The following is a 21314-nucleotide window of genomic DNA, read 5'->3' as shown; positions in this document are numbered from 1 at the left end:
ATTTGTTCAGTAGCGGTCTGGCACAATGCATCTATTATTCGGTTCAACTCCCCAGCTCAACACAAAAGGCAGACTCACCATGCTGTTGCGACTTTTTATCCTGCTGTTACTGGCGCCTGTTGTCCATGCTCAGGAGTGGAAAAAGATTCTTGATCTGGCACCTGAAGGCAGTCAGATGGCACTTGTGGTGGCACCGTTGAGTACAACGGGTGCCCTGCAGATCGATTACCGCGGCGACACTCTGCTGCCTCCGGCCAGCACGCTGAAACTGTTTACCGCCACGGCCGCCGAGCTTGCGCTGGGGCCGGACTACCGCTTCCCCACTCGCCTCTGGCAACGCGGACAGCAGCAGGGCGGGCGCTGGCAGGGTGATCTGCTGTTTGAATTCACTGGCGCACCTGACCTGAACGTGGCCCAGCTGGGAGAACTGCTGACACGACTGCGACAGCAGGGTGTACGCGAGATAGAGGGGGACATTCTGCTCGATATCAGCCGTTTCAGCGGTTACGACCGTGCTCACGGCTGGCCCTGGAACAATCTGGGCGTGTGCTACAGCGCCCCCGTGACGGCACTGACAATCGAAGGCAACTGCATTCAGGCAAGCCTGAACAACCGCGGCAGCGGCAAGCCCGCCCGCTTCTTTGTACCGGCCCACCAGCCGATCGAAGTCACATCCAGCGTGATGGTGCTGCCCGAAGAACAGATCGAACAGCAGTTATGCGAACTGGAATCGCGCCTCGGTCCCGGCAACCGTTACCATCTCAGCGGCTGCATCAGTGATCGGCGTGATGTACTGCCGCTCAAGTTTGCCATCAACGACCCTGTTGCCCACGGCAAGGCACGTATTCGTCAGGAGCTTAGCCGACAGGGCATCGTCCTGAGAGGCGATATTGCTCCGGGGGCGCTTGGTGCAGGTTGGCAACAGTTGGCACAGGTAGAGTCCGCGCCGCTGGCTGAGCTGCTGCAACAGACTCTGCAGCGCTCCGACAATCTGATTGCGGATCTGCTGCTTAAAACCCTGCCGATCCACTCCGGTGAGTCCGGCAGCTTTGCAAGCGGCGTCCGCGCCATGAAAACGATTATCCGGCAGCATACCGGTGTTGATCTGCACCTGGCAGCACTCAGTGATGGCTCAGGCCTGTCGCGGGACAATCTGATTCAGGCCCGTCAGTTGGCTCAACTGCTGCACTGGCTGGCGGCACACCCTGAACTTCACAGCTATCAGTCACTACCGGTCTCGGGCACCAGCGGCACGTTGAAGTACAGGGCCAGCACACGACTACCTCCGTTACAGGGGGCGATCAAGGCCAAAACCGGTACCGTCAATGGCAGCCGTAATCTGGCCGGCTATATCGATACGGCCTCGGGTGAACGCTATCTGTTTGTACTGCTGCTGAGCAGCATCAGCCTGCCGGACAGGTTTCACGGCCCCAGCCCGATCACGGCATTTGAACGTGAGCTGCTGGAATGGATCTACCACAACGGCTGAAAAAACAAACCCGCCGGATCCGGCGGGTTTGTACATGTATGCAGTTGACGGACAGAAAAGGTTATTTGTGTTTCTTACCGTCTTCATTCATCAGCTTGCGGACCTTGATGAAAGCCCACACCATCACCGCAGCCATGCCCACAATACCCAGCAGGCTCGGCGCCAATACCTCGAAGCTGTACAGATCAATCCCGAACATCACAATCACCTTTACACTCGTTACCCTAGTTGGGAACAGATTACCTCTTAAGCCTGGAGCACATATTGACTCAGCTCAACGAGTCCTGCTCTCGACTTTTCAGCATAGCTCATCAATACAGTCCAACTTGAAAAACGCTCACATCTGGCTCATATCTAAATGAGCACCTTCAAAAAGGAGATTACCATGTATTCACACAAGAACTGGACGCCGGAACAGATCAGCAAGATGAACGAAGAAAGCTTCCTGGTCGAGATGCTCGACATGTTCCGTTTTTCACCCTCCAACGATGACAACAGCGCGGTTGAGCAGATGCGCAAACAGCTTGATGCAGTCGAGCAGGTTCTGCAGGCAAGGCTTGAGGCCAAGCGCTCAGACTGACCCACTCTCCGGGCAGCCGTTCAGGCTGCCTGCTTTTCCGTCTCTCCCCCGCTTCATCTTGCCCCTTAACACACCAACCACTGCCAGCACCTGAGCTGACTCAGAATCTGCTTTCGCGTCTTCCCAGGCGGCCATCAACCGAACCCAGCCATGAATAGTCAAAAACATTTAATGATTCATCATTAATGAAATTATGAACACTCAAAACAGTCTTAAAATAACAAAAAGATCTAAGCGGAATTGAAATTATTTTCCTTTATAAACAATCACTTATGGAAAAACACATCCTGACGCAAAAAATCTGAAAAAAATTCTTAAAAACCCTTTATTTTCAATGATTTATGCATCCATATACAGGGCTGTTTTTTTGCTATTTATCAGCATTGTATTTATAATTATCATTAATGGTTAAATGATGAATCATAAAAGGATTAAGACGATGCAAGAGAAGGAAATTAAATTGCTGTTCAAGGCGGGTGTTTTTGATTCCTGTCAGGCGATTCCAGTCTCGATGTCGCGCGGCTGGACCCTGAAATTCATCACGCGTGATCAGGAGGTGGTAACACTCAACCTGCAGCGCTCAAAAGGGGAACGAGAATTCAAAAGCCTGGATGGGGCAGCAGCGGTTGCCCGTCGAATCGGGTTTGACTGGCTGAACGTGCAGATCGGTGACCTGCAGTGGCGTGAAAAGGTTTCCTGAGGGGGAGTTGGCCGGCCAACAACCAGCCAACTCCTGAACAGCGGATTGATCAGGGTTGCAGACGCTCTATCTGCCAGCCGGTGTCATTGCGTTGGTAACGGAAGCGGTCGTGCAGACGGTTTTCGCGCCCCTGCCAGAATTCGTACAGTTCCGGTATCAGTCGATAGCCGCCCCAGGTTAATGGGCAGGGAATTTCGGCTGCATCAAAAGTTTGATCCAGCTCCGCCACACGCTGTTCCAGCGTGATGCGATGATCAACCGGGTGACTTTGATGTGAGGCTGCCGCACTCAGCTGACTGCCGCGCGGCCGTTCGTGAAAGTAAGTTTCGCCCAATGCGTGCTCCAACTGCTCAACACGCCCACGGATACGCACCTGACGTTCCAGCCCACGCCAGTAAAACAGCAACTCGGCTTTTGGGTTCTGCTGCAATTGCTCTCCCTTCTCGGAGCGAAAGTCAGTGAACCAACAGAAACCATCCGCATCAAAACGCTTGAGCAGTACGATACGTGCGGCGGGCCAGCCATCCGCGCCGGCCGTGGCCAGTGTCATCGAGGTTGCATCGTCGGGATAGGCCTCCAGCGCCTGCTGCATCCAGTGGCCAAACTGTTCCAGGGGCTCAGCTGCCAGATCGGCACGACTCAGGCCCGCCGCCACATATTCGCGACGCAGGGCACTGATTTCAGGGGTATCACTCATAGATCTCTCCAGTCGAATGGGCTCAGGGGGTTACTATAACTGAAAGGATCAGGGTTATACTGCCCGGGATCACGCGGGATGCAGTTCAGATCAAGGAGATTGAAATCGATGTATGGACCGAAACCGGCAAGGCCGTTACTCGCGCTACTGCTGACTCTGATGCTGCTCGGTGGCTGCGCTGTCAGTGGCAATGAGCGGCCGTTCCAGCTGAAGAATCTGGGCAAGTCCGAAATCGACATGGTCGCCGATCGGCATGTTGAAACCGTCAAGAAGCTGGCACGCGAACTGACCATTAAGCTGTACAAACGCAACCCCCGAGAACTGGCGAAAGTCCCCGGCATGACCGTCGAACGACGCCTGGAGTTGCTGCTGAATTCTCCCCGGCTGATCACCCACCCCGAGCTTAACAACCTGTATGCAGAAAAAGCGGTGCCGCTGGCATTTGACCCCGCGTTTCAGGGCGATCGGGTATTTGCGCTGATGGTCGGCATTACCGGCATGCTGCACGCCTCGTACAGTTTTCGCGATGAGTTTTACATGCTCAACGAGATGGATCAGCAGAAGCTGTACAACTGCGCTCGCAATCTTGAAGCCGTGGCCTGGCGACTCAATACCTACCGACAGGAAAATGGCGAGCCCTTCATTTACGCCAACAGCTCAACCAATTTCAGTTACGAACGCATTCTGGCCAAGCTGATCGCTCATCAGGACATGATGGCGCAGATCGTATCCGACTCCACCAACCGCACGATCAATACGGTTGTACATGGCATTGCCTCAACCACCCTGTTGCCGATCTAGCCACCCCGCAACGGCTTGAACACACGAATATCCGCAATCTTGTGGTTTTCGTTCAGGAACAGGGTGACATCGGCCTGCTCAGGCATCTCGGCCAACATGGCCCGTGTCAGCCGCTCATAGTGCTGAATAAAGCGCTTGATCTCATTGCCATCCATGATCCGCAGGTGATCCGTCGGCTGCTGCGTGTCATAGATATACTGTATCCGCTCAGCCAGCTTTTTCTCCTGCAGTGAACGCCATTCGTAGACCGCGTCCATACTGGGCACACACAGCATCAGCAGCACATCAAGGCGTGAGAACAGCTCTCGGTAGGGCCCCTTCAACTGTTCATTCACATAGTGGCGCCAGATGCCATCCGGGTCTTCATCACGCTCCAGCGCATTCACCGACTCACTCAGTGCGGCGCTTTCCTGCGGCCGGGCACCCACGCACCATCCCTCCAGCACAATCAGATCTGCGCCCCCTACCCACTCCTGCCAGACAGAATCCGGGCAGCGATCATCGATCGATTTGTCAAAGACCGGTATTTTGGTCACGCGCTCAGGCTCATCGGCGCACAGGCTGTCGATAATCTCCATGCCCAGCTCTACATCATGCGTGCCGGGTACGCCACGGGTAACAAACAGCGGATGAATACTGCGGGCCATCGCTTCACGGTCGGCACGGGTCTTGTATATATCATCGATGGAAAAGCCCACCACTCGCAGCCCGAAACCTTCACCCAGAATCACTTCCAGCAAATTGAACAGGGTCGATTTGCCGGCACCCTGTGCACCGTTGATGCCCAGTACCAGTGGCCCTTCCTGCTGTCGTTTGCGCGCCAGAATCCAGGCAGCCAGCGGCACATAGATCTCCTCGAACATCTCCTTCAGGCCGATATCCACCTTCAATGATTCCAGGGTGGCAGCGAACGCCTGCTCCACCGCCTGCACGGCATGACGACGTTCTTCAACACTGAGGCAGAGCTGGTCACGCGGCCAGCGGGTTAGCAAACTCATGAGTGATCACTCTTGAAGCTGGGGACAGATGAAAGGAACAAGAGTCTACCCCATATTATCCAAACACCGATACTTTGCACTCCGGGGTGATCATGCACCCGTCAAACGGTGTATGACGCTATGCGCATCCCCCTGGATTATGTATAAACTGACTGTACAACACCCGGTTCGGGACCATTTAAAAACGCACAGGGAGCCAAGCATGAATCCGGAATTTCGCACCGAGCATGACAGCATGGGTGAGGTACAGGTGCCCCGTGATGCCCTGTACGCCGCGCAGACTCAACGGGCTGTGGATAACTTTCAGATCAGTGATCTGCGCCTGCCACAGCGTTTCATCACCACCCTGGCCCAGATCAAGGCCGCCTGCGCCCGCGCCAATGCGGAGCTGGGCCTGCTGGAAAAGGAGCAGGCCGATGCCATTGTGGACGCCGCCGACCAGTTGATCGCCGGTGAATATCTGGATCAGTTCCCGGTGGACGTGTTCCAGACAGGCTCCGGCACCAGCAGCAACATGAACATGAACGAGGTGCTCAGTGCGCTGATCAAGCAGCGCACCGGCCTTGAGCTGCACCCCAATGATCACATCAACATGAGCCAAAGCTCCAACGATGTAATCCCCACCTGTATCCATGTCAGCGCACTGCTGCAGCTGGAAAACAGCCTGATTCCGGCGTTGCGCCATCTGGTCGGCATTCTGACCCGCAAGCGCTCAGCCCTGTCCCAGATCGTCAAGACCGGACGCACTCATTTGATGGATGCCATGCCGATCCGGATGGATCAGGAGATCTCCGGCTGGCAGGCACAGACCCTGGACTGCATCACCCGACTGGAGAACGTGCGCCCCCGTCTGGTACAGGTCGCTCAGGGCGGCACGGCGGTGGGGACCGGTGTGAATGCCCCACGCGCCTTCTCTCGGCTGTTCTGCCGCCAGCTCAGCATTCGCACCGGCTTGACCCTGCAGCCGGCACAGAACCATTTTGCCGCACAGGCCTGTCAGGATACGGCGGTTGAGCTGTCCGGCCAGCTCAAGACCTGCGCCACCGCATTGATGAAAATTGCCAATGACCTGCGCTGGATGAACTCGGGGCCACTGGCCGGTTTGGGTGAAATCGCCCTGCCTGCCCTGCAGCCCGGCTCTTCCATCATGCCCGGCAAGGTCAACCCGGTGATCTCGGAAGCGGTGATGATGGCGGCAGCCCAGGTATGCGGCAACGATGTCAGCATCAGCATCTGTGGCCAGCACGGCAATTTTCAGCTCAATACCATGCTGCCGCTGATTGCCTACAACCTGTTGCAGAGCGAGATGCTGGTCGCCAACGCCGCCGTCACCCTGGCCGACAAGGCGATTGAGGGCTTTACGGTCAACAGCGACAATATCGAGGCGGCTCTGTCGCGCAACCCGGTTCTGGTGACGGCACTCAACACGGTACTGGGCTATGAACAGGCGGCGGCTCTTGCCAAACAGGCCTATGCCGAAGGTCGACCCATCGTCGACGTGGTCGTGGAACAGACCGACCTCGAACGCGAAGAGGTGGAAGGTCTGCTCGATCCGCTGCGCTTAACTGGCATCGAATAGGCCGCTTCCGCTATACTTTTGCGCCTGAAATCTGGCCTAAAACCCTGCACTTTGCAGGGTATGACAGGAAACTTGCATGAACCGCGATCTCGACCGACTGCAGCCCTACCCGTTTGAGAAACTGGCCGTCCTCAAGGCCGGTGTTCAGCCGCCCAAAAACCTTGAGCACATCTCACTCGGCATTGGTGAGCCCAAGCACCCGGCCCCGCCCTTCGTGACCGATGTACTGGCGGAAAACCTCAGCGGTGTTTCCACCTACCCGACCACCAAGGGGATGCCGGAGCTGCGGCAGGCGATGGCGAGTTGGTGCGAGCGTCGTTTCGGTCTGCAGACCGGCAGCATGGACCCGGAGCGCAATATCCTGCCGGTCAACGGTACCCGTGAAGCGATCTTTGCCTTCACTCAGGCGGCGGTCGAGCGCAAGCCCGGTGCTCTGGTCATGTCCCCCAACCCCTTCTACCAGATCTATGAAGGCGCCACCTATCTGGCCGGAGCCGAACCGTACTACCTCAACTGCCTGGCCGAAAACGGCTTTATCCCCGATTACGATGCCGTTCCGGTGGATATCTGGCAGCGTACCCAGCTGCTGTTTGTCTGCTCACCGGGCAACCCCACCGGGGCCGTGCACAGTGTCGAGACCCTGAAAAAGCTGATCGCCCTGGCGGACGAACACGACTTCATCATCTGCTCGGATGAGTGCTATTCCGAGCTGTACCCGGATGAGAACAACAAGCCGGCCGGATTGCTGCAGGCCTGTGCCGAGCTGGGCCGGAACGACTATGCCCGCTGCATCGTGTTCCACAGCCTGTCCAAGCGCTCCAACCTGCCCGGTATGCGCTCGGGCTTTATTGCCGGTGATGCCAGCCTGCTGGAGCCCTTCCTGCTCTATCGCACCTATCACGGCTGCTCCATGCCGGTTCAACACCAGCTGGCCTCCATCGCCGCCTGGAATGACGAAAGCCACGTATACGAAAACCGCTGCCAGTATCGGCACAAGTTCGAGGCGGTACTGCGGGTACTGCAGCCGGTGATGGATGTGAAACAGTCCGATGCCAGCTTCTATCTCTGGGCGCCCACACCGATGGCGGATGATGAGTTTGCCAAGGGACTGTTCGCACAGCAGAACCTGACCGTGCTGCCGGGCCGCTACCTGTCCCGCGAAGTGGACGGCGTGCTGCCGGGGTCCGGTTTTGTGCGCATGGCACTGGTGGCAACGGTGTCCGAGTGTGTTGAAGCGGCCGAGCGCATTCGCCGCTATATTGAATCCCGGTAAGGAGTTGCCCGTGACCACGCTGTACGGCATCAGCAACTGCGACACCGTGCGCAAAGCGCGCAAATGGCTGGAAGCCCGTGGTGTTGCGTTTGAATTTCACGACTTCCGCAAGCAGGGCCTTGGCACCGACAAGATCGAGCATTGGTGCAACACAGCCGGGCTGGACAAGGTACTGAACAAGCGCGGCGCCACCTGGCGCCAGCTGCCGGACGAGGTCAAGGCCACCACCGATGCGGCCGCCTTGCAGGCCTTGATGGTCGAACAACCGACTCTGATCAAGCGTCCGGTGCTGGAACTGGACGACGGTCGGGTTGAGGTCGGCTTTAAAGATACGGATTACGCGGCCCTGTTCGACTGAACAGCGCCTCCCCTTTTGATGAATCGAACAACGGAGTAAACAATGGCGAATTTCGCATTTGGTTTGGGTGTAGGTACAAAATCGTCTGCCGGTGACTGGCTGGAGGTGTACTACAACGCGCCGCTGCTGAACGCGGATGACACGCTGATTGCCGCCGTGGCCGACAAGGTGGGTTACGAGGGTGGCAACCAGACCATCGAACTGAACGCTTCCCAGCTGAAATCGCTGGAAGCGGCCTTCCTCTCCGTGGACGCCGAAGCTCAGGCCGAAGTGGTGGAAATTCTGGAAGGCACCCATCAGCCGCTGGTGCTCTGCATTCTGGAAACCGACGCTGCGCCGCAGACCACCGCCGAGGTGTACCTGAAGCTGTCACTGTTGTCGCACCGTCTGGTCAAGCCGCACGGCATCGACCTGAGCGGCATGTTCCCGCTGCTGCCGAACGTGGCCTGGACCAATGAAGGTGCCGTGGCACTGGACGACCTGCCGCGCCGTCAGCTCTCGGCCCGGGCTCAGGGCAAGGTGCTGGACGTGTTCTCCGTCGACAAGTTCCCGAAAATGGCCAACTACGCGGTACCGGCCGGTATCCGTATCGGTGACGCTGCCCGTATCCGTCTGGGCGCACACGTGGGCGAAGGCACCACCGTAATGCACGAAGGCTTCATCAACTTCAACGCCGGCACCCTGGGCGTGAGCATGGTTGAAGGCCGCATCTCCGCCGGTGTTGTCGTGGGCAACGGCTCCGACATCGGTGGCGGCGCCTCCACCATGGGTACCCTGTCCGGTGGCAACAACGTGGTCATCTCCGTGGGTGAAAACTGCCTGCTGGGTGCCAACGCCGGTCTCGGCCTGCCGCTGGGCGATCGCTGCACCATTGAAGCCGGTCTGTATGTCACTGGCGGCTCCAAAGTCACCCTGCTGGACGAACACAACCAGGAAGTGGGCGTGGTCAAGGCCGGTGAACTGGCCGGCACCCCGGACCTGCTGTTCCGCCGCAACTCGCAGAATGGCCGCATTGAGGTGAAAACCAACAAGAGCGCCATCGAGCTGAACGCCGAACTGCACAAGCACAACTGAGCGTAACAGCGCTGACCGACCCCGTTCACCCGATGGTGTACGGGGTTTTATTGTTTTCAAGCCGCAGGATTCAACATGACTTCGACCTCCCCTACGCTGGATCTGGCCATGGAGCTGATCAGCCGCCGCTCCGTCACCCCCGAGGATGATGGCTGTCAGGAACTGATGATCAGCCGACTGGAGAAGCTCGGCTTTCGTATCGAGCGCCTGCCGTTTGAAGAGGTAACCAACCTCTGGGCACGCCGTGGCGACTCCGGCCCGCTGTTCTGCTTCGCCGGTCACACCGATGTGGTGCCCTCCGGCCCTGAGGCGCAATGGCAGTTCCCACCCTTCGAGCCCTGTATCGAAGAAGGCTATCTGTGCGGTCGCGGCGCAGCCGATATGAAAGGCAGCATTGCCGCCTTCGTCACCGCTGCCGAACGTTTTCTCGCCAACCATCCGGACCATGACGGCTCCATCGCCCTGTTGATCACCAGCGATGAGGAAGGCCCGTTCATCAACGGTACCACCCGCGTGATCGACCACCTGGAAGCGCGCAACGAAAAGATCGACTGGTGCATCGTCGGCGAGCCCTCCAGCACGGACAAGGTGGGCGACGTAATCAAGAACGGGCGCCGCGGTTCGCTCAGTGGCACCCTGAGGGTAAGCGGTATACAGGGGCATGTGGCCTACCCGCATCTGGTACGCAACCCGATCCATGAAGCGGCACCGGCACTGACCGAACTGGCGGCCACTGTCTGGGATGAAGGCAACGAATTCTTCCCGCCCACCAGCTTCCAGATCTCCAATATCCACGCCGGTACCGGCGCCACCAACGTGGTGCCCGGTCATGTGGATGTCGAGTTCAACTTCCGCTTCTCTACCGAAGTCACCGCGGATGAACTCAAGCTGCGCGTGCGTGAGATTCTCGACAGGCATGGCCTTGAGTGGGATATCGACTGGATTCTGTCCGGCAACCCCTTCCTGACCGCCGCCGGAAGCCTGGTGGATGCCGCCCGCGAGTCGATCCGTACCGTTCTGGGTTATGAAACCGAGCTGTCCACCTCTGGCGGCACCTCCGACGGGCGCTTTATCGCTCCCACCGGGGCTCAGGTGCTGGAGCTGGGGCCGTGCAACGCCACCATCCACAAGATCAACGAACGCGTGCGCGCCAGCGATCTGGATGACCTGTCGCACCTGTACGAAAACATTCTGGCCCGACTGCTGGTCACGGCATGAGTCTGTTCGCACTGATCTGCCCCGTCTGCAAACTGCCTCTGCAGCAGGCTGACAACCGGCTCGGCTGTGAGCACAACCACAGCTTTGACCTTGCTCGTCAGGGCTACTGGAATCTGCTGCTGCCGCAGCGCAAGCGCAGCAAGGAGCCGGGTGACAGTGCCGACATGGTGCAGGCACGTCAGCGTTTTCTGCAGGCAGGGCACTATGCCCCGCTGGCACAGGCCATCGTGGGCCTGCTGCAGGAACACATGCCGACGGACATACCACAACGCCTGCTGGATTTGGGTTGCGGCGAGGGCTGGTACACCGACCAGCTGCAGCGGCAGCTGAGCCTCAGCGTGGCCGGTCTGGATATTTCCAAACCGGCGGTGCGCGCAGCCAGCCGCCGCAACCCCGATATTCTCTGGCTGGTGGCGACCGGCGCGGATATCCCGCTGGCCGATGAATCCGTGGACATTGCCAGCCTGATCTTTGGTCGCCTGTTGCCCGAGCCCACCGCACGGGTACTCAAGCCCGGCGGTCTGCTGCTGGTGGTCTACCCCGGCCCCGCTCACCTGCGCGCTCTGCGCAGCCTGATCTATGAACAGGTGCGCGACAGCTCCGGCTTCAACCCCGAGCAGGGACTGGCTGAACGGTTTGACCCCGTCACAACCCGGCAGCTGGCATTTGAATTCAGACTCGATACTCACGAGGCGATACAGGACCTGCTGGCGATGACACCCCACGGCCAGCGACTCAACAGTGCCGCCCGTGAACGGATCGCGACCTGTCGTGAACTGAACGAGCAGGCCGACTTCCGCCTGGCGCTGTTTCGCAAGCGATGAATCGCATCAAGCAGTGGCTGCGACAGCAGGCACAGAATCCCCGCCGCAATCTACGCCTGCTGCTGAGTGGTGCCGGACTGTTCTTTTGTGGCGTTGGTGGCATCAGCATGGCCCAATACAGCCTGCCACCTGGGCTCAAGGCAGAATTGCTGGCCCTGGCCGGCTTGATCCTGGCCATCGCTGGCAGCATACTCGCCCTTATTGGTTACCTTAGCCTGAGCGTTCTGCGCATCTGGCACATTCTGGACGACGACGATGAGCAGCACCGAGATCCGCCATCCTGACATTGAGATCTATATCAAGAACCGCTCCCTGGAGCAGATACTCCAGTGGCTGCGCGATCGGGCCGACAGTGTTGAATCGCACAACAGTGTCAGTGGCACGCACTCGCTTACGGCCATTTTCAGCGGTCAACGCATTCCGGTCATGATCCATGAAAAGGCGGTTGGCAAAGCCTGGATCAGTGTCTGGTTCCGCTCCGATTCCACCCCCTGGGTACGTGACCTTGACTGTGCACAGGAAGTCGCTGAGGCGATGGGCACTCAGGTACGCTGTATCGTCTCCGGCTGGCAGGATGGCGATGATCCGGATGAGTGGTGGAAGATCGAGGGCACCGAGGTAGAAAAAATCACCTGGCACACCGACTGACAGGGAGAGAGCCATGACACCCGCCCGCGAAACACTGCACGCACTGATCCTCGATGGACAGGGCGGCGCCCGTTCTCTTTCCTCCGAGGAGCTGGAACGTTGGCAGCCGGAAGACGGTATTCTCTGGCTGCATATGGACTACACCCTTGATTCCACGCGCCGGTGGCTGGAACAGGACAGCGGCTTGCCGGAGCTGGCCATTGACGCGCTGCTGGCCGAAAATACCCGTCCCCGTGCCGCCATTCTGGAAGAATACCTGCTGCTGGCTCTGCGCGGCGTCAATACCAACCCGGGCGCCGACCCGGAAGATATGGTCTCGATTCGCCTCTGTGTGGGTGCCCGCTTGGTGGTATCAACCCGCAAACGTCGCTTGATGTCGGTCAGCAAACTGCTGGAATTGTTTGAACTGGGCGAGGGTCCACGCAGCAGTGCCGAACTGATTATCCGCCTCAGTGAGCTGCTGGTGGAGCGAATGGGAAGTACAGTATCGGGCTTGGAAGAACAGCTGTCTGACCTCGAGCTGGACCTGCTGACCCAGCCCGGCAGCGAAATGCGCCAGGCCGTGCGAAATCTCAGACGCCAGACCGTTACCCTGCGGCGATACTTTGCCCCCCAGCGCGATGCCTTCAACCAGATGTTGAGTGAGCGCCTGAGCTGGCTCACCACCGAAATGAAGTTGGAGCTGCGTGAAATCAGCGACCAGCTGCTGCGCCACATCGAGGATCTGGACATCATTCGCGAGCGCGCCGCCATGGCACAGGAAGAGCTGACCAGTCAGCAGGGCGAGCAGCTCAACCTGCGCATGTATGTGCTGTCGATCATCTCGGCCGTATTCCTGCCGCTGGGGTTCCTGACCGGGCTGCTGGGGATTAACGTGGGCGGTATTCCCGGCGCCGATAACGATTACGCCTTCTTCATTTTTCTGCTGATGCTGTCCCTGCTGGTTGGTGGCCTGCTACTGCTGTTCCGCCGCTGGCGCTGGCTCTGAGCGCCGCGCCCGCTGCTGTACCACTACTGCGGTAACGATCAGCCCCAGCCCAATAAACGTGGCCGGGGCGATCGGCTCATGCAAAAACAGATAAATAAATACCAGCGACAGAAAGGGCGACAGGAAAATCAGGTTGGACACCCGGCTGACATGGGTCGCGGCACGCATGGCACCCAGCCACAGCATGAAGGTCAGCCCCATCTCGAACACTCCGACCCAGAGCGCCCCGAGAATGCCCTGCATGCCAGGCCACTGCACTTCACCCTGCCACAGCATCAACCCCCAGACCAGCGGTGTTCCGCACATAAAACAGAGCAGCAGGCTGACCGCAGGGGAACCCTCGGCCCGGATATTGATGATCCAGTACAGTGCCCAGATCAGGGTACTGCCCAGCGCCAATGCCACGCCGGGCACGCTGTCAAACTGCAGCACCAATAGCTGCCCCCGCGTGGCAATGATCAACGCACCGAAATAACCCAGCCCCATTGCCAGCAGATCTAAACGCTGCAGCTTCTGCTTCAGCAGCGGCACAGCCAACAGTGACAGGGTCAGCGCCCAGGTGTAGTTCAGGGCCTGAGCCTGTTGCGCGGGCAATAGATCATAGGCCTTAAACAGCACCAGATAGTAAAGCGCCGGGTTCAACACCCCCAGCAGCAGGTACAGGACAGGCCGTTGCCGCCACTGCACGACCAGCTCACGCCAGCGCCCCTGCCAGCTGACCCCGATCGCCAGTACCAGTGTGGAAAACAGCCCGGCCCAGCCCAGCAGCTGTAGAGGCGTCATCACCTGCAATGACAGTTTGAATGCCGTCGCCACCGTAGACCAGAGCAGAACGGCACTGAGCCCAAGCAGCATGGCACGAGACTGGGATTTATCCGACATAAGGGCAGATCCTTGCAGACAGAAACCGCCTAGGAAAACATATTGAGCCCTGCCTGTCAGGTATGGGGGTCAGGCGTGGGCGGTCAGGGTGTGGCGCGCGGTCTCGATGGTACCGGCCAGTTCACTGGCGGCATACAGGGCGACTTGCTCAAATCGGTCCGACTTGAGTGCCTGAGCCCTCGGGGTACGCGCCTGAGTATCCAGCCGGCTGACCAGATAGGCATAGTCACCGGGGATATGATCATTGATGGAATGATTAAGCCGCGACACCACTTCCGGCGTGTGCAGCTCATTCAGATCGGGATAACTCAACGGCGCTGCCGGGGGCAGCTCGAAGCCGCTGCCGGGCTGAACCGCTGACTGCGGGCGATAGATTTCCTGATTGGATGCAATCAGACTGAGCAGAAACGCGAATTGGGCACCATTGGGTGACTGCACTGCCTGTGGCAGTGAGGCCGTATAGGTCTCAATTCGTGTCTGGATAGGATCTGTCTGCATCATGCCTCCGCCTGAGCTGGTATTATCGGCAAGCGACTGTAATCCTTTACCTTTTCTTCCACATCAGGGAAAAAACATGTCACGCTGGCGTCCGGCACAACCGAAAAGCTCCCCCTACATCACCCTTGAGGGCTATGAGCGCCTCACCGCTGAACTGAAATACCTGTGGAAGGTGAAGCGTCCTGAAGTCACTCAGGCGGTAAAAGAGGCTGCCGCTCAGGGCGACCGCTCCGAAAACGCGGAATACATCTACGGCAAGAAACAACTACGCGAGATCGACCGTCGCGTGCGTTACCTGTCCAAACGGCTGGAACATATCAAGGTGGTGGATCGCGCCCCTGACGATACCAGCCGCATTTTCTTCGGTGCATGGGTCACACTGGTCGACGAGGACGACCAGCAGCGTCGCTACCGTATTGTCGGCGCGGATGAAATCGACCCGGCAAAGGGCTACATCAGCATTGATGCGCCGCTGGCGCGGCAGCTGCTGAAGAAACAGGTGGGCGATGAGGTGACCATCGAGCGAGTCGATCAGGATGAACTCTGGCTGGAGGTCGTGGCGGTTGAGTATGAGTGAGCACCTCATGGATCATAACGTGCCACACCCAACCAGCAGTAACTGGCCACTCCTTCAAATCATACCAAAAGCCACATAAAGCACACCCAACTTGCCAGACTCAACAATACTGTCAGTAGTGTCCTAATCTGGTATACGTACTTTCATGTAGTGTTAATTCATGATTTAAGGTTTGAGCCCCCATGTGGACAACGGCAACACCCGCTTCGCTCATATTGCGATCACTCTGGCTCACGCTGGCCTACTGGCTGGTGAGTGTGCTGACGCTGCAGCTGGGGTTTGCCACCGAATACGCCCTGCCGATCTGGCCCGCCGCCGGTGTCGGCGTTGGCATGTTACTGATTTATCGCCGTACCGCGATCGTTCCCATTTTTATCGCCGCCCTGCTGACCGATCTTTACCTGGAGTTCAGCCTTAACTCATTCCTGTCGGCAGCACCCAATGCCCTTGCCGCCACCTTGCAGGCCTATTTTGGCTACCGCCTGACTCGCACGCTGCTCAGACGCAGCAGCACGCTGGTGCGCGATGCCGATATCATCCGTTTCTTGCTGCTGGCAGGGCCTTTGGCCTGCCTGACAGCGCCCTCACTGGGTGTACTGACCCGGCTGGCTACCGGCCAGCTGGAGCTGGACAGAGCCTTCAGCGAATGGCTCACCTGGTGGAGCGGCGATACCCTGGGCGTACTGTTGTTTGCGCCCCTGACCCTGCTGGTGCTGGGCCGCCGCCACGCCCACGAAGCCAGTCATCGCATTGGTGCCTACCGCATCGCCCTGCCTCTGCTGGGTGCGGCACTGCTGCTCGGCGGTGGTCATATGCTCCTGTCCCAGATGCAGACCCGTGAAGCTGAACTGAACCGTCAAAGCAGCCTCGACCGCTTCAGCCAGCTTTATTTCGTTTCGATCAAGGAGGAGTTCGCACGCCTGGAAGCACTGGCGCAATTGCTACAGGCCCGCCCCAACCTGACCGAGCAGGAGTTCAACCAGTTCGCTGGCTGGCTGGGCCAAGACCCTGCCCTGATCGCACTGGACTGGGCACCCTTGATACCGGCAGCGGAACGAGCCCAGTTTGAGCAGCAGCACAAGCACCGAGTTGTGCAACCCGTTGGCTTGCTGAACCCCAAAGTGACCTATATGTCGGCAGATGATCGGAACCCATATTTTCCTGTGCTGTACAGTGCGCCCCCCACACTGGGCGCGTCCGTACTGGGGCTGGACCACAGTTGGGACCCGCAGCGGCGCCAGGCCATTTCAGATGCGCTGGAGACAGGTCAATTGCAGTTGTCCCGCGCAAGGCCGCTGATTCGTACAGGCTTACAGTCCATTCTGGCGTTTCAACCGGTACTGCACTCTAGGCAGGAGGGTCAGCCCCCGGTGCCGCTGGGCGTAGTTGTCGGGATATTCGATATTGAGCTGCTGTTTGCACCACTCACCAGACAGGCAGCCAACCGCAATATGGCAGTGCGGATCACGGATGTGACCGAGCCAGACCGGCCCCAGCCCCTTATGGACCGTACCCCGCCCGGCAGCCCCGTTTTTCGGCGCGAGTTGCTCGAAACCGGTGGCCGCAGCTGGCAGCTCGACTTTACCTTGCTGACACCGCTGCGCATGTCAGGGGACAGCGGAGCCGAGCGACTCTACTTCCTGTTTTCCATTTTGGCTGCAATGTTGGCGTCCTACACCACCCTCAGCATGGCTGAGCGTGATCTGGCCACGCAGCTCACCGTACGTCGCCGTACCCGTGACCTGAGCCGAGAGCTGAATCGGCGCCGTGAAGCGGAAGCGGAGCTGCGCTCCAGCGAGACACGCTATCGCCAGCTGTTCGAGTCATCCCCTTTTGCAAAACTGATCCTGCAAAACGGCAGGCCGGTGGATACCAACAATGCGGCTGTAGCGCTGCTGGATGCAGACTCACGGCAGGCACTGCTGAACGCAAATGTACTGGAACGGGTAAAGCCTCAGGACAAACAGCAGGTAGAGTTGCTGTTACATCAGGCCGCCGAAAGCTTTGAGCCGGTACGCATGGGCAAAGTGAATTGCTGCACCTTCAAGGATCAACCGTTTATTGCCGAGCTGACCGCTGTCAGCTGCGAGTTTGACGGTCAGCCTGCTGTGTTGTGTAACCTTCAGGACATCACCGCCCGGTTAAAGGCGGAAGAGGAGTTTGAGCGCTTCTTCACCGTATCTCTGGATCTTCTTTGCATCGCCGATACCAAGGGCTATTTCCGCCGCATCAACCCGGCGTTCAAGGAAACACTGGGCTGGACCGAGGAAGAGCTGCTGAGTCAGCCCTTTACCAACCTGGTGCATCCGGATGATCTGGAATCGACTCAAGCAGAATTGAACGGGCTCAAGAGCGGCAAACTGGCGCTGCATTTCGAGAATCGTTACCGCTGCCGTAATGGCCGCTATCGCTGGATCGAGTGGCGCGCCCTGCCCCAGCCCAACGGGCTGATATTTGCATCCGCGCATGACACCACCGAACGCCATGAAACCACTGAACAGCTGGAGCAGATGAACAAGCTGCTGAACCAGCAGGTACAGGAGATTCAGCGCAAGAATCACGCCATACAGGTCAAGGAGACCGAGCTGAACACGCTGCTCAACAATCTGCTGGAGTGTGTCATCACCATCGACTGCCGTGGCATCATCGCCAGCGCCAACCCGGCGGTGGAAAACGTGTTTGGCTATCGACCGGAGGAGCTGCTCGGGCAAAACGTTTCCATGCTGATGCCGGACCCCAATCGCAGCCAGCATGATGGCTATCTGGCCCGCTACATGGAGACCCGCGAGCCGCACTTCATCGGTACCAGCCGTGAGGTGATGGGCCAGCACAAGGATGGCCACCTGATACCGCTGGAGCTGGCCGTCACCGAATATCAGGTTAACGGTCAAACCATGTTTGCCGGCACGCTGCATGATATCAGCGAGCAGACGGCGATGATCGATGCGCTGACCCATGCCCGCGATGAGGCCGAGCGCGCTAACAATGCCAAATCCACTTTCCTGGCCACCATGAGCCACGAGATTCGCACCCCCATGAATGGCGTGGTCGGGTTGATCGAAGTACTTGAAAACAGTCAGCTCAACGAGCAGCAGACCCGCCTGCTGGGGACCATTCGTGAGTCCGCCAACAGTCTGCTGACCCTGATCGACGATATTCTGGACTTTTCCAAGATCGAGGCGGGTCGGCTGGAGCTGGAGTCTCAGCCCTTCAATCTGGTGGAATTGATCGAAAACCTGTGCAGCTCACTGGTCCCGGTGGCGCACCAGCGCGATGTGGACCTGTCCCTGTTTATCGACCCCGACCTGCCCGGCTGGGTACTGTCCGATCCGGTCAGGCTGCGTCAGCTGCTGTATAACCTGATCGGCAACGGCATCAAGTTCTGCTCCGGCCGAGAGGGGATCAAGGGTCGGGTTTCAGTACGCGTCAGTTTCACGGATACCGACCCGTTGCAGCTGAAAGTACGGGTTGCGGACAACGGCATCGGCATCAGCGCCGAGCAGCAGAAGTTGCTGTTTGCTCCCTTCACGCAAGCTGAAAGTTCGACCACCCGCCGCTTTGGCGGTACCGGACTTGGACTGGTCATCTGCAAGCATCTGGTAGACCTGATGAGCGGCGGCATTCGATTGATCAGTGAACCCGATGTGGGCACGGTATTTATTCTTGGCCTGTCGATGCACCCGGCGGCCGCACCAGAGGACGAAGCCCCCTTGCCAGACCTTAAAGGGGTACGCTGCCTGCTGGTGCCAAGCCGTGATTACAACAGCGACGACCTGTGCCGCTATCTGGAGCACTCCGAAGCCGATGTTGTGCTTCTGCAACAAATCAGTGATGCACCGACACAGATCGAGCAGACAGGTAAGCCCTGCATCCTGATCAGTGATCAGCCCCCCAGTGCGTCCGTGCCGCTGCCGGAGCAGGTCCACTATCTGCAGCTGGCCCACGGCCTGCGCCGACGCGGACGCATCACTGCCCCCACCACGGTGAGTCTGGATATGGATGCCCTCAGCCGGGCGGAGTTTATCAACGCCGTGGCGGTTGCCGCCGGCAAGGCTTCACCGAGTACCATGCCGAGCAGCGCGGATAATCCGCCCGGCAGCCCTGAAGCCCTCTCCATTGGCGATGCCCGCGCAGAGGGCAAACTGATTCTGGTGGCAGAAGATGACCGGGTGAACCAGCTGGTGATTCTGCAACAGCTCTCGCTGCTGGGCTATACCGCCGAAGTGGCCGATGATGGCATCAAGGCGCTGGAGCTGTGGCAAAAGGGGCACTATGCCCTGCTGCTGACCGACCTGCACATGCCGCGCATGGATGGCTACAGCCTGGCGGCAGCGATCCGCGAACAGGAGCCTGCCAATCAGCACATGCCGATCATTGCCCTGACTGCCAATGCCCTGCGCGGCGAGTCCAGCCGGGCACTGGACCAGGGTATGGATGCCTATCTGGTCAAGCCGGTCAAGCTGGAGCAGTTGAAGCAAACCCTGGAGCAGTGGCTGCGCAGCACACCCGCTGCATTCAGGGCAGATGAGACTGCGTCTGACGCAACCCCTGTCAGCAACGGCACTGAGGCTTTGAATCTGGATATTCTGCGTGAACTGGTCGGTGCCGACCCGGCACTGTTGCGAGAGTTCCTGACGATCTGGCAAAGCTCGTCCGCTCCCTTGATCGAAGAGCTGCGACAGGCCTTTGAAGCGCAGGATACCGGCACCATGAGTTCGGTGGCGCACCGTTTCAAATCCTCCTCACGCTCCATCGGCGCACTGCCATTGGGGGATCTGTGCGCGGATATGGAGATGGCCTGCCGTGCCCATGATCACGACGAGATCAGCCACCTGATGCAACGCTTTGAGCAGCTGTACAGTGAAACCGATGCCGCCGTCAGCAACGCGCTGGATCACCTCTAATCGGCCTGCAGGAATAAATGATGCGAATTTTTATCATTGATGACGACCCGTTTATCCGCCACCTGATGGGCCACCAGCTGAGTGAGTTGAGCCAGGCGCAGGTATATGAATTTGACGGCGGCGTCAGCGCCATGGACGCCATTACCCGCGAGCACCATGCCGATGACCTGATCATCTGCGACCTGCACATGCCCGATAAGGATGGCGTCGAGCTGGTACGTGAGTTGGGCCAGATCGGCTTCAAGGGCGGGCTTGTGCTGGTCAGCGGCGAGGACGCACGCATCCTGCAAACCGTGGAACGGCTGGCGCAGGGGCTGGGCCTGCGTCTGCTCGATGCACTGCAAAAACCGGTCTCACGCCACCGTCTGGAGCAGATTCTGCAACTCAACAGGGAACGTGACCTGCCACAGACGCGGCGCAAGGCGCCCCCCTTGCCCGCCAATGAACTAAAACAGGCACTGAGCCGGAACGAGCTGATCAATCATTACCAGCCCAAGGTGAGTGTGCGCAGTGGCGAAGTGACCGGAGTGGAAACGCTGGTGCGCTGGGATCATCCGCGTGATGGACTGATCTACCCCGACCGCTTCATTGCTCAGGCCGAAGAGCTTGGTCTGATGGACCCGCTGACCTTTGCCGTACTGCGCCGTGCACTGGATGATGCCGCCCGCTGGCACCAGCAGGGCATTGAACTGCAGGTGGCCGTTAACATCTCGATGGACAATCTGGATGCGCTGGATTTTCCCGAGCGGATCGAGCATGAACTGAAACAGCGAGGGCTGCCACCGACCAGCCTGATGCTGGAAGTGACCGAAAGCCGCCTGATGCGTAACCGGCTGGAGTCGATGGATATTCTGTCACGCCTGCGGCTGAAGCGGGTCGGCCTGTCCATTGATGACTTTGGTACCGGCCATTCGTCACTGGCACAACTGCGTGATCTGCCCTTCAATGAACTCAAGATTGACCAGAGCTTCGTCCACGGTGTCAGCCACCACGCATCGCTGCGCAGCATATTCGAAGGCTGCCTGAGCATGGCACAGAAGCTGGGGTTGCACACCGTTGCCGAAGGGGTGGAAGACGCCACCGACTGGGCATTTCTGCAGTATTCCGGCTGCGACACGGCACAGGGCTGGTTCATCGCCCGCGCCATGCCCCCTGAACAGCTGCCACACTGGCTGCAGCAGTGGCAGCAGCGTCGCACCGCATTGATACAACCAGCTGAGGAGTGA

General features: G+C 58.7%; 21 protein-coding genes. 16 read left to right on the top strand and 5 right to left on the bottom strand.

The genetic code is table 11. From position 1 onward, the window contains the following. Nucleotides 1-79 precede the first annotated feature (79 nt). The gene (gene dacB, locus ABIE60_RS09535; RefSeq protein WP_354469197.1) at nt 80-1489 is read left to right on the top strand and encodes a D-alanyl-D-alanine carboxypeptidase/D-alanyl-D-alanine endopeptidase; all 1410 of its coding nucleotides are present in this window, start codon (nt 80-82) and stop codon (nt 1487-1489) included. Between the two features lie 61 nt (nt 1490-1550). Here dacB and ABIE60_RS09530 read toward each other — a convergent pair whose 3' ends face one another. Further along, on the bottom strand, nt 1551-1688 hold the full coding sequence (locus tag ABIE60_RS09530) for a hypothetical protein (protein WP_354469196.1): 138 nt from the start codon (nt 1686-1688) through the stop codon (nt 1551-1553). A 186-nt stretch (nt 1689-1874) separates the two neighbouring features. Here ABIE60_RS09530 and ABIE60_RS09525 point away from each other — a divergent pair, with 186 nt between their 5' ends. Then, nucleotides 1875-2069 (top strand): hypothetical protein, encoded by a 195-nt coding sequence (locus ABIE60_RS09525; protein WP_354469195.1) that lies wholly within the window; start codon nt 1875-1877, stop codon nt 2067-2069. Between the two features lie 439 nt (nt 2070-2508). Next, nucleotides 2509-2769: a hypothetical protein gene (locus tag ABIE60_RS09520; RefSeq protein WP_091827313.1), complete on the top strand. Its 261-nt coding sequence runs from the start codon at nt 2509-2511 to the stop codon at nt 2767-2769. A 49-nt stretch (nt 2770-2818) separates the two neighbouring features. Here the strand turns inward: ABIE60_RS09520 and pdxH are convergent, their stop codons facing one another. Further along, nucleotides 2819-3466, bottom strand: coding sequence for a pyridoxamine 5'-phosphate oxidase (gene pdxH / locus ABIE60_RS09515; protein ID WP_354469194.1), 648 nt, complete (start codon nt 3464-3466; stop codon nt 2819-2821). A gap of 108 nt (nt 3467-3574) precedes the next feature. On the opposite strand from pdxH, the gene ABIE60_RS09510 reads away from it, so the two are divergent. Beyond that, complete coding sequence (locus tag ABIE60_RS09510; RefSeq protein WP_354469193.1) at nt 3575-4267, top strand: hypothetical protein; 693 nt, start codon at nt 3575-3577, stop codon at nt 4265-4267. On the opposite strand, the gene ABIE60_RS09505 is transcribed toward ABIE60_RS09510, so the two are convergent. Next, entirely contained in the window at nt 4264-5265 is a 1002-nt protein-coding gene (locus tag ABIE60_RS09505; protein ID WP_354469192.1) for a hypothetical protein, read from the bottom strand. The two genes, ABIE60_RS09510 and ABIE60_RS09505, sit on opposite strands and share 4 nt — an antisense overlap. Nucleotides 5266-5467: 202 nt before the next feature. Here ABIE60_RS09505 and ABIE60_RS09500 point away from each other — a divergent pair, with 202 nt between their 5' ends. The 9 genes from ABIE60_RS09500 to ABIE60_RS09460 all read left to right on the top strand — a co-directional run bounded on the left by ABIE60_RS09500 (nt 5468) and on the right by ABIE60_RS09460 (nt 13227). After that, entirely contained in the window at nt 5468-6844 is a 1377-nt protein-coding gene (locus ABIE60_RS09500; protein ID WP_354469191.1) for a class II fumarate hydratase, read from the top strand. 76 nt (nt 6845-6920) lie between these two features. Continuing rightward, on the top strand, nt 6921-8117 hold the full coding sequence (gene dapC, locus ABIE60_RS09495) for a succinyldiaminopimelate transaminase (protein WP_354469190.1): 1197 nt from the start codon (nt 6921-6923) through the stop codon (nt 8115-8117). A gap of 10 nt (nt 8118-8127) precedes the next feature. Beyond that, entirely contained in the window at nt 8128-8475 is a 348-nt protein-coding gene (locus ABIE60_RS09490; protein ID WP_354469189.1) for an ArsC family reductase, read from the top strand. 42 nt (nt 8476-8517) lie between these two features. Then, nucleotides 8518-9549, top strand: coding sequence for a 2,3,4,5-tetrahydropyridine-2,6-dicarboxylate N-succinyltransferase (dapD, locus tag ABIE60_RS09485; protein ID WP_354469188.1), 1032 nt, complete (start codon nt 8518-8520; stop codon nt 9547-9549). A 75-nt stretch (nt 9550-9624) separates the two neighbouring features. Continuing rightward, on the top strand, nt 9625-10767 hold the full coding sequence (gene dapE, locus ABIE60_RS09480; protein ID WP_354469187.1) for a succinyl-diaminopimelate desuccinylase: 1143 nt from the start codon (nt 9625-9627) through the stop codon (nt 10765-10767). Further along, nucleotides 10764-11591, top strand: coding sequence for a putative RNA methyltransferase (locus ABIE60_RS09475; protein ID WP_354469186.1), 828 nt, complete (start codon nt 10764-10766; stop codon nt 11589-11591). The genes dapE and ABIE60_RS09475 overlap by 4 nt, the downstream gene beginning before the upstream one ends. Further along, nucleotides 11588-11875: a hypothetical protein gene (locus ABIE60_RS09470; protein WP_354469185.1), complete on the top strand. Its 288-nt coding sequence runs from the start codon at nt 11588-11590 to the stop codon at nt 11873-11875. Before ABIE60_RS09475 ends, ABIE60_RS09470 begins: the two co-directional genes overlap by 4 nt. Continuing rightward, entirely contained in the window at nt 11847-12239 is a 393-nt protein-coding gene (locus ABIE60_RS09465; RefSeq protein ID WP_354469184.1) for a hypothetical protein, read from the top strand. The genes ABIE60_RS09470 and ABIE60_RS09465 overlap by 29 nt, the downstream gene beginning before the upstream one ends. Before the next feature lie 13 nt (nt 12240-12252). Further along, the gene (locus tag ABIE60_RS09460; protein WP_354469183.1) at nt 12253-13227 is read left to right on the top strand and encodes a zinc transporter ZntB; all 975 of its coding nucleotides are present in this window, start codon (nt 12253-12255) and stop codon (nt 13225-13227) included. On the opposite strand, the gene ABIE60_RS09455 is transcribed toward ABIE60_RS09460, so the two are convergent. Then, a complete protein-coding gene (locus tag ABIE60_RS09455; RefSeq protein WP_354469182.1) occupies nt 13195-14109 on the bottom strand; it encodes a DMT family transporter in 915 nt (304 codons plus the stop codon). The genes ABIE60_RS09460 and ABIE60_RS09455 overlap by 33 nt on opposite strands. 69 nt (nt 14110-14178) lie before the next feature. Beyond that, complete coding sequence (locus tag ABIE60_RS09450) at nt 14179-14607, bottom strand: hypothetical protein (RefSeq protein WP_354469181.1); 429 nt, start codon at nt 14605-14607, stop codon at nt 14179-14181. Between the two features lie 76 nt (nt 14608-14683). On the opposite strand from ABIE60_RS09450, the gene greB reads away from it, so the two are divergent. The 3 genes from greB (at nt 14684) to ABIE60_RS09435 (ending at nt 21314) form a co-directional block, all read left to right on the top strand. Then, nucleotides 14684-15184, top strand: coding sequence for a transcription elongation factor GreB (greB, locus tag ABIE60_RS09445; protein ID WP_354469180.1), 501 nt, complete (start codon nt 14684-14686; stop codon nt 15182-15184). A gap of 182 nt (nt 15185-15366) precedes the next feature. Continuing rightward, nucleotides 15367-20088 carry a PAS domain S-box protein gene (locus tag ABIE60_RS09440; protein ID WP_354469179.1) on the top strand — a complete coding sequence of 1574 codons (4722 nt, stop codon included), beginning with the start codon at nt 15367-15369 and terminating at the stop codon, nt 20086-20088. Nucleotides 20089-20108: 20 nt separating this feature from the next. Further along, nucleotides 20109-21314 (top strand): EAL domain-containing response regulator, encoded by a 1206-nt coding sequence (locus ABIE60_RS09435; protein WP_354469178.1) that lies wholly within the window; start codon nt 20109-20111, stop codon nt 21312-21314.

It is taken from the genome of Marinobacterium sp. MBR-109, assembly GCF_040547565.1.
Taxonomy (GTDB): Bacteria; Pseudomonadota; Gammaproteobacteria; order Pseudomonadales; family Balneatricaceae; genus Marinobacterium.
The sequence above is the reverse complement of the archived record's forward strand: the minus strand, read 5'-3'. Positions and strand labels throughout refer to the sequence as shown.

Excerpts from the sequence above, each read along its gene's own strand:
- dapE (WP_354469187.1), top strand. The coding sequence starts at position 9,625 with ATGACTTCGACCTCCCCTACGCTGGATCTGGCCATGGAGCTGATCAGC.
- ABIE60_RS09440 (WP_354469179.1), top strand. The coding sequence starts at position 15,367 with ATGTGGACAACGGCAACACCCGCTTCGCTCATATTGCGATCACTCTGG.
- ABIE60_RS09470 (WP_354469185.1), top strand. The coding sequence starts at position 11,588 with ATGAATCGCATCAAGCAGTGGCTGCGACAGCAGGCACAGAATCCCCGC.
- greB (WP_354469180.1), top strand. The coding sequence starts at position 14,684 with ATGTCACGCTGGCGTCCGGCACAACCGAAAAGCTCCCCCTACATCACC.
- dapC (WP_354469190.1), top strand. The coding sequence starts at position 6,921 with ATGAACCGCGATCTCGACCGACTGCAGCCCTACCCGTTTGAGAAACTG.
- ABIE60_RS09455 (WP_354469182.1), bottom strand. The coding sequence starts at position 14,109 with ATGTCGGATAAATCCCAGTCTCGTGCCATGCTGCTTGGGCTCAGTGCC.
- dapD (WP_354469188.1), top strand. The coding sequence starts at position 8,518 with ATGGCGAATTTCGCATTTGGTTTGGGTGTAGGTACAAAATCGTCTGCC.
- ABIE60_RS09450 (WP_354469181.1), bottom strand. The coding sequence starts at position 14,607 with ATGCAGACAGATCCTATCCAGACACGAATTGAGACCTATACGGCCTCA.
- ABIE60_RS09530 (WP_354469196.1), bottom strand. The coding sequence starts at position 1,688 with ATGTTCGGGATTGATCTGTACAGCTTCGAGGTATTGGCGCCGAGCCTG.
- ABIE60_RS09460 (WP_354469183.1), top strand. The coding sequence starts at position 12,253 with ATGACACCCGCCCGCGAAACACTGCACGCACTGATCCTCGATGGACAG.
- ABIE60_RS09465 (WP_354469184.1), top strand. The coding sequence starts at position 11,847 with ATGAGCAGCACCGAGATCCGCCATCCTGACATTGAGATCTATATCAAG.
- ABIE60_RS09510 (WP_354469193.1), top strand. The coding sequence starts at position 3,575 with ATGTATGGACCGAAACCGGCAAGGCCGTTACTCGCGCTACTGCTGACT.
- ABIE60_RS09520 (WP_091827313.1), top strand. The coding sequence starts at position 2,509 with ATGCAAGAGAAGGAAATTAAATTGCTGTTCAAGGCGGGTGTTTTTGAT.
- pdxH (WP_354469194.1), bottom strand. The coding sequence starts at position 3,466 with ATGAGTGATACCCCTGAAATCAGTGCCCTGCGTCGCGAATATGTGGCG.
- ABIE60_RS09475 (WP_354469186.1), top strand. The coding sequence starts at position 10,764 with ATGAGTCTGTTCGCACTGATCTGCCCCGTCTGCAAACTGCCTCTGCAG.
- ABIE60_RS09435 (WP_354469178.1), top strand. The coding sequence starts at position 20,109 with ATGCGAATTTTTATCATTGATGACGACCCGTTTATCCGCCACCTGATG.
- ABIE60_RS09525 (WP_354469195.1), top strand. The coding sequence starts at position 1,875 with ATGTATTCACACAAGAACTGGACGCCGGAACAGATCAGCAAGATGAAC.
- ABIE60_RS09505 (WP_354469192.1), bottom strand. The coding sequence starts at position 5,265 with ATGAGTTTGCTAACCCGCTGGCCGCGTGACCAGCTCTGCCTCAGTGTT.
- ABIE60_RS09500 (WP_354469191.1), top strand. The coding sequence starts at position 5,468 with ATGAATCCGGAATTTCGCACCGAGCATGACAGCATGGGTGAGGTACAG.
- dacB (WP_354469197.1), top strand. The coding sequence starts at position 80 with ATGCTGTTGCGACTTTTTATCCTGCTGTTACTGGCGCCTGTTGTCCAT.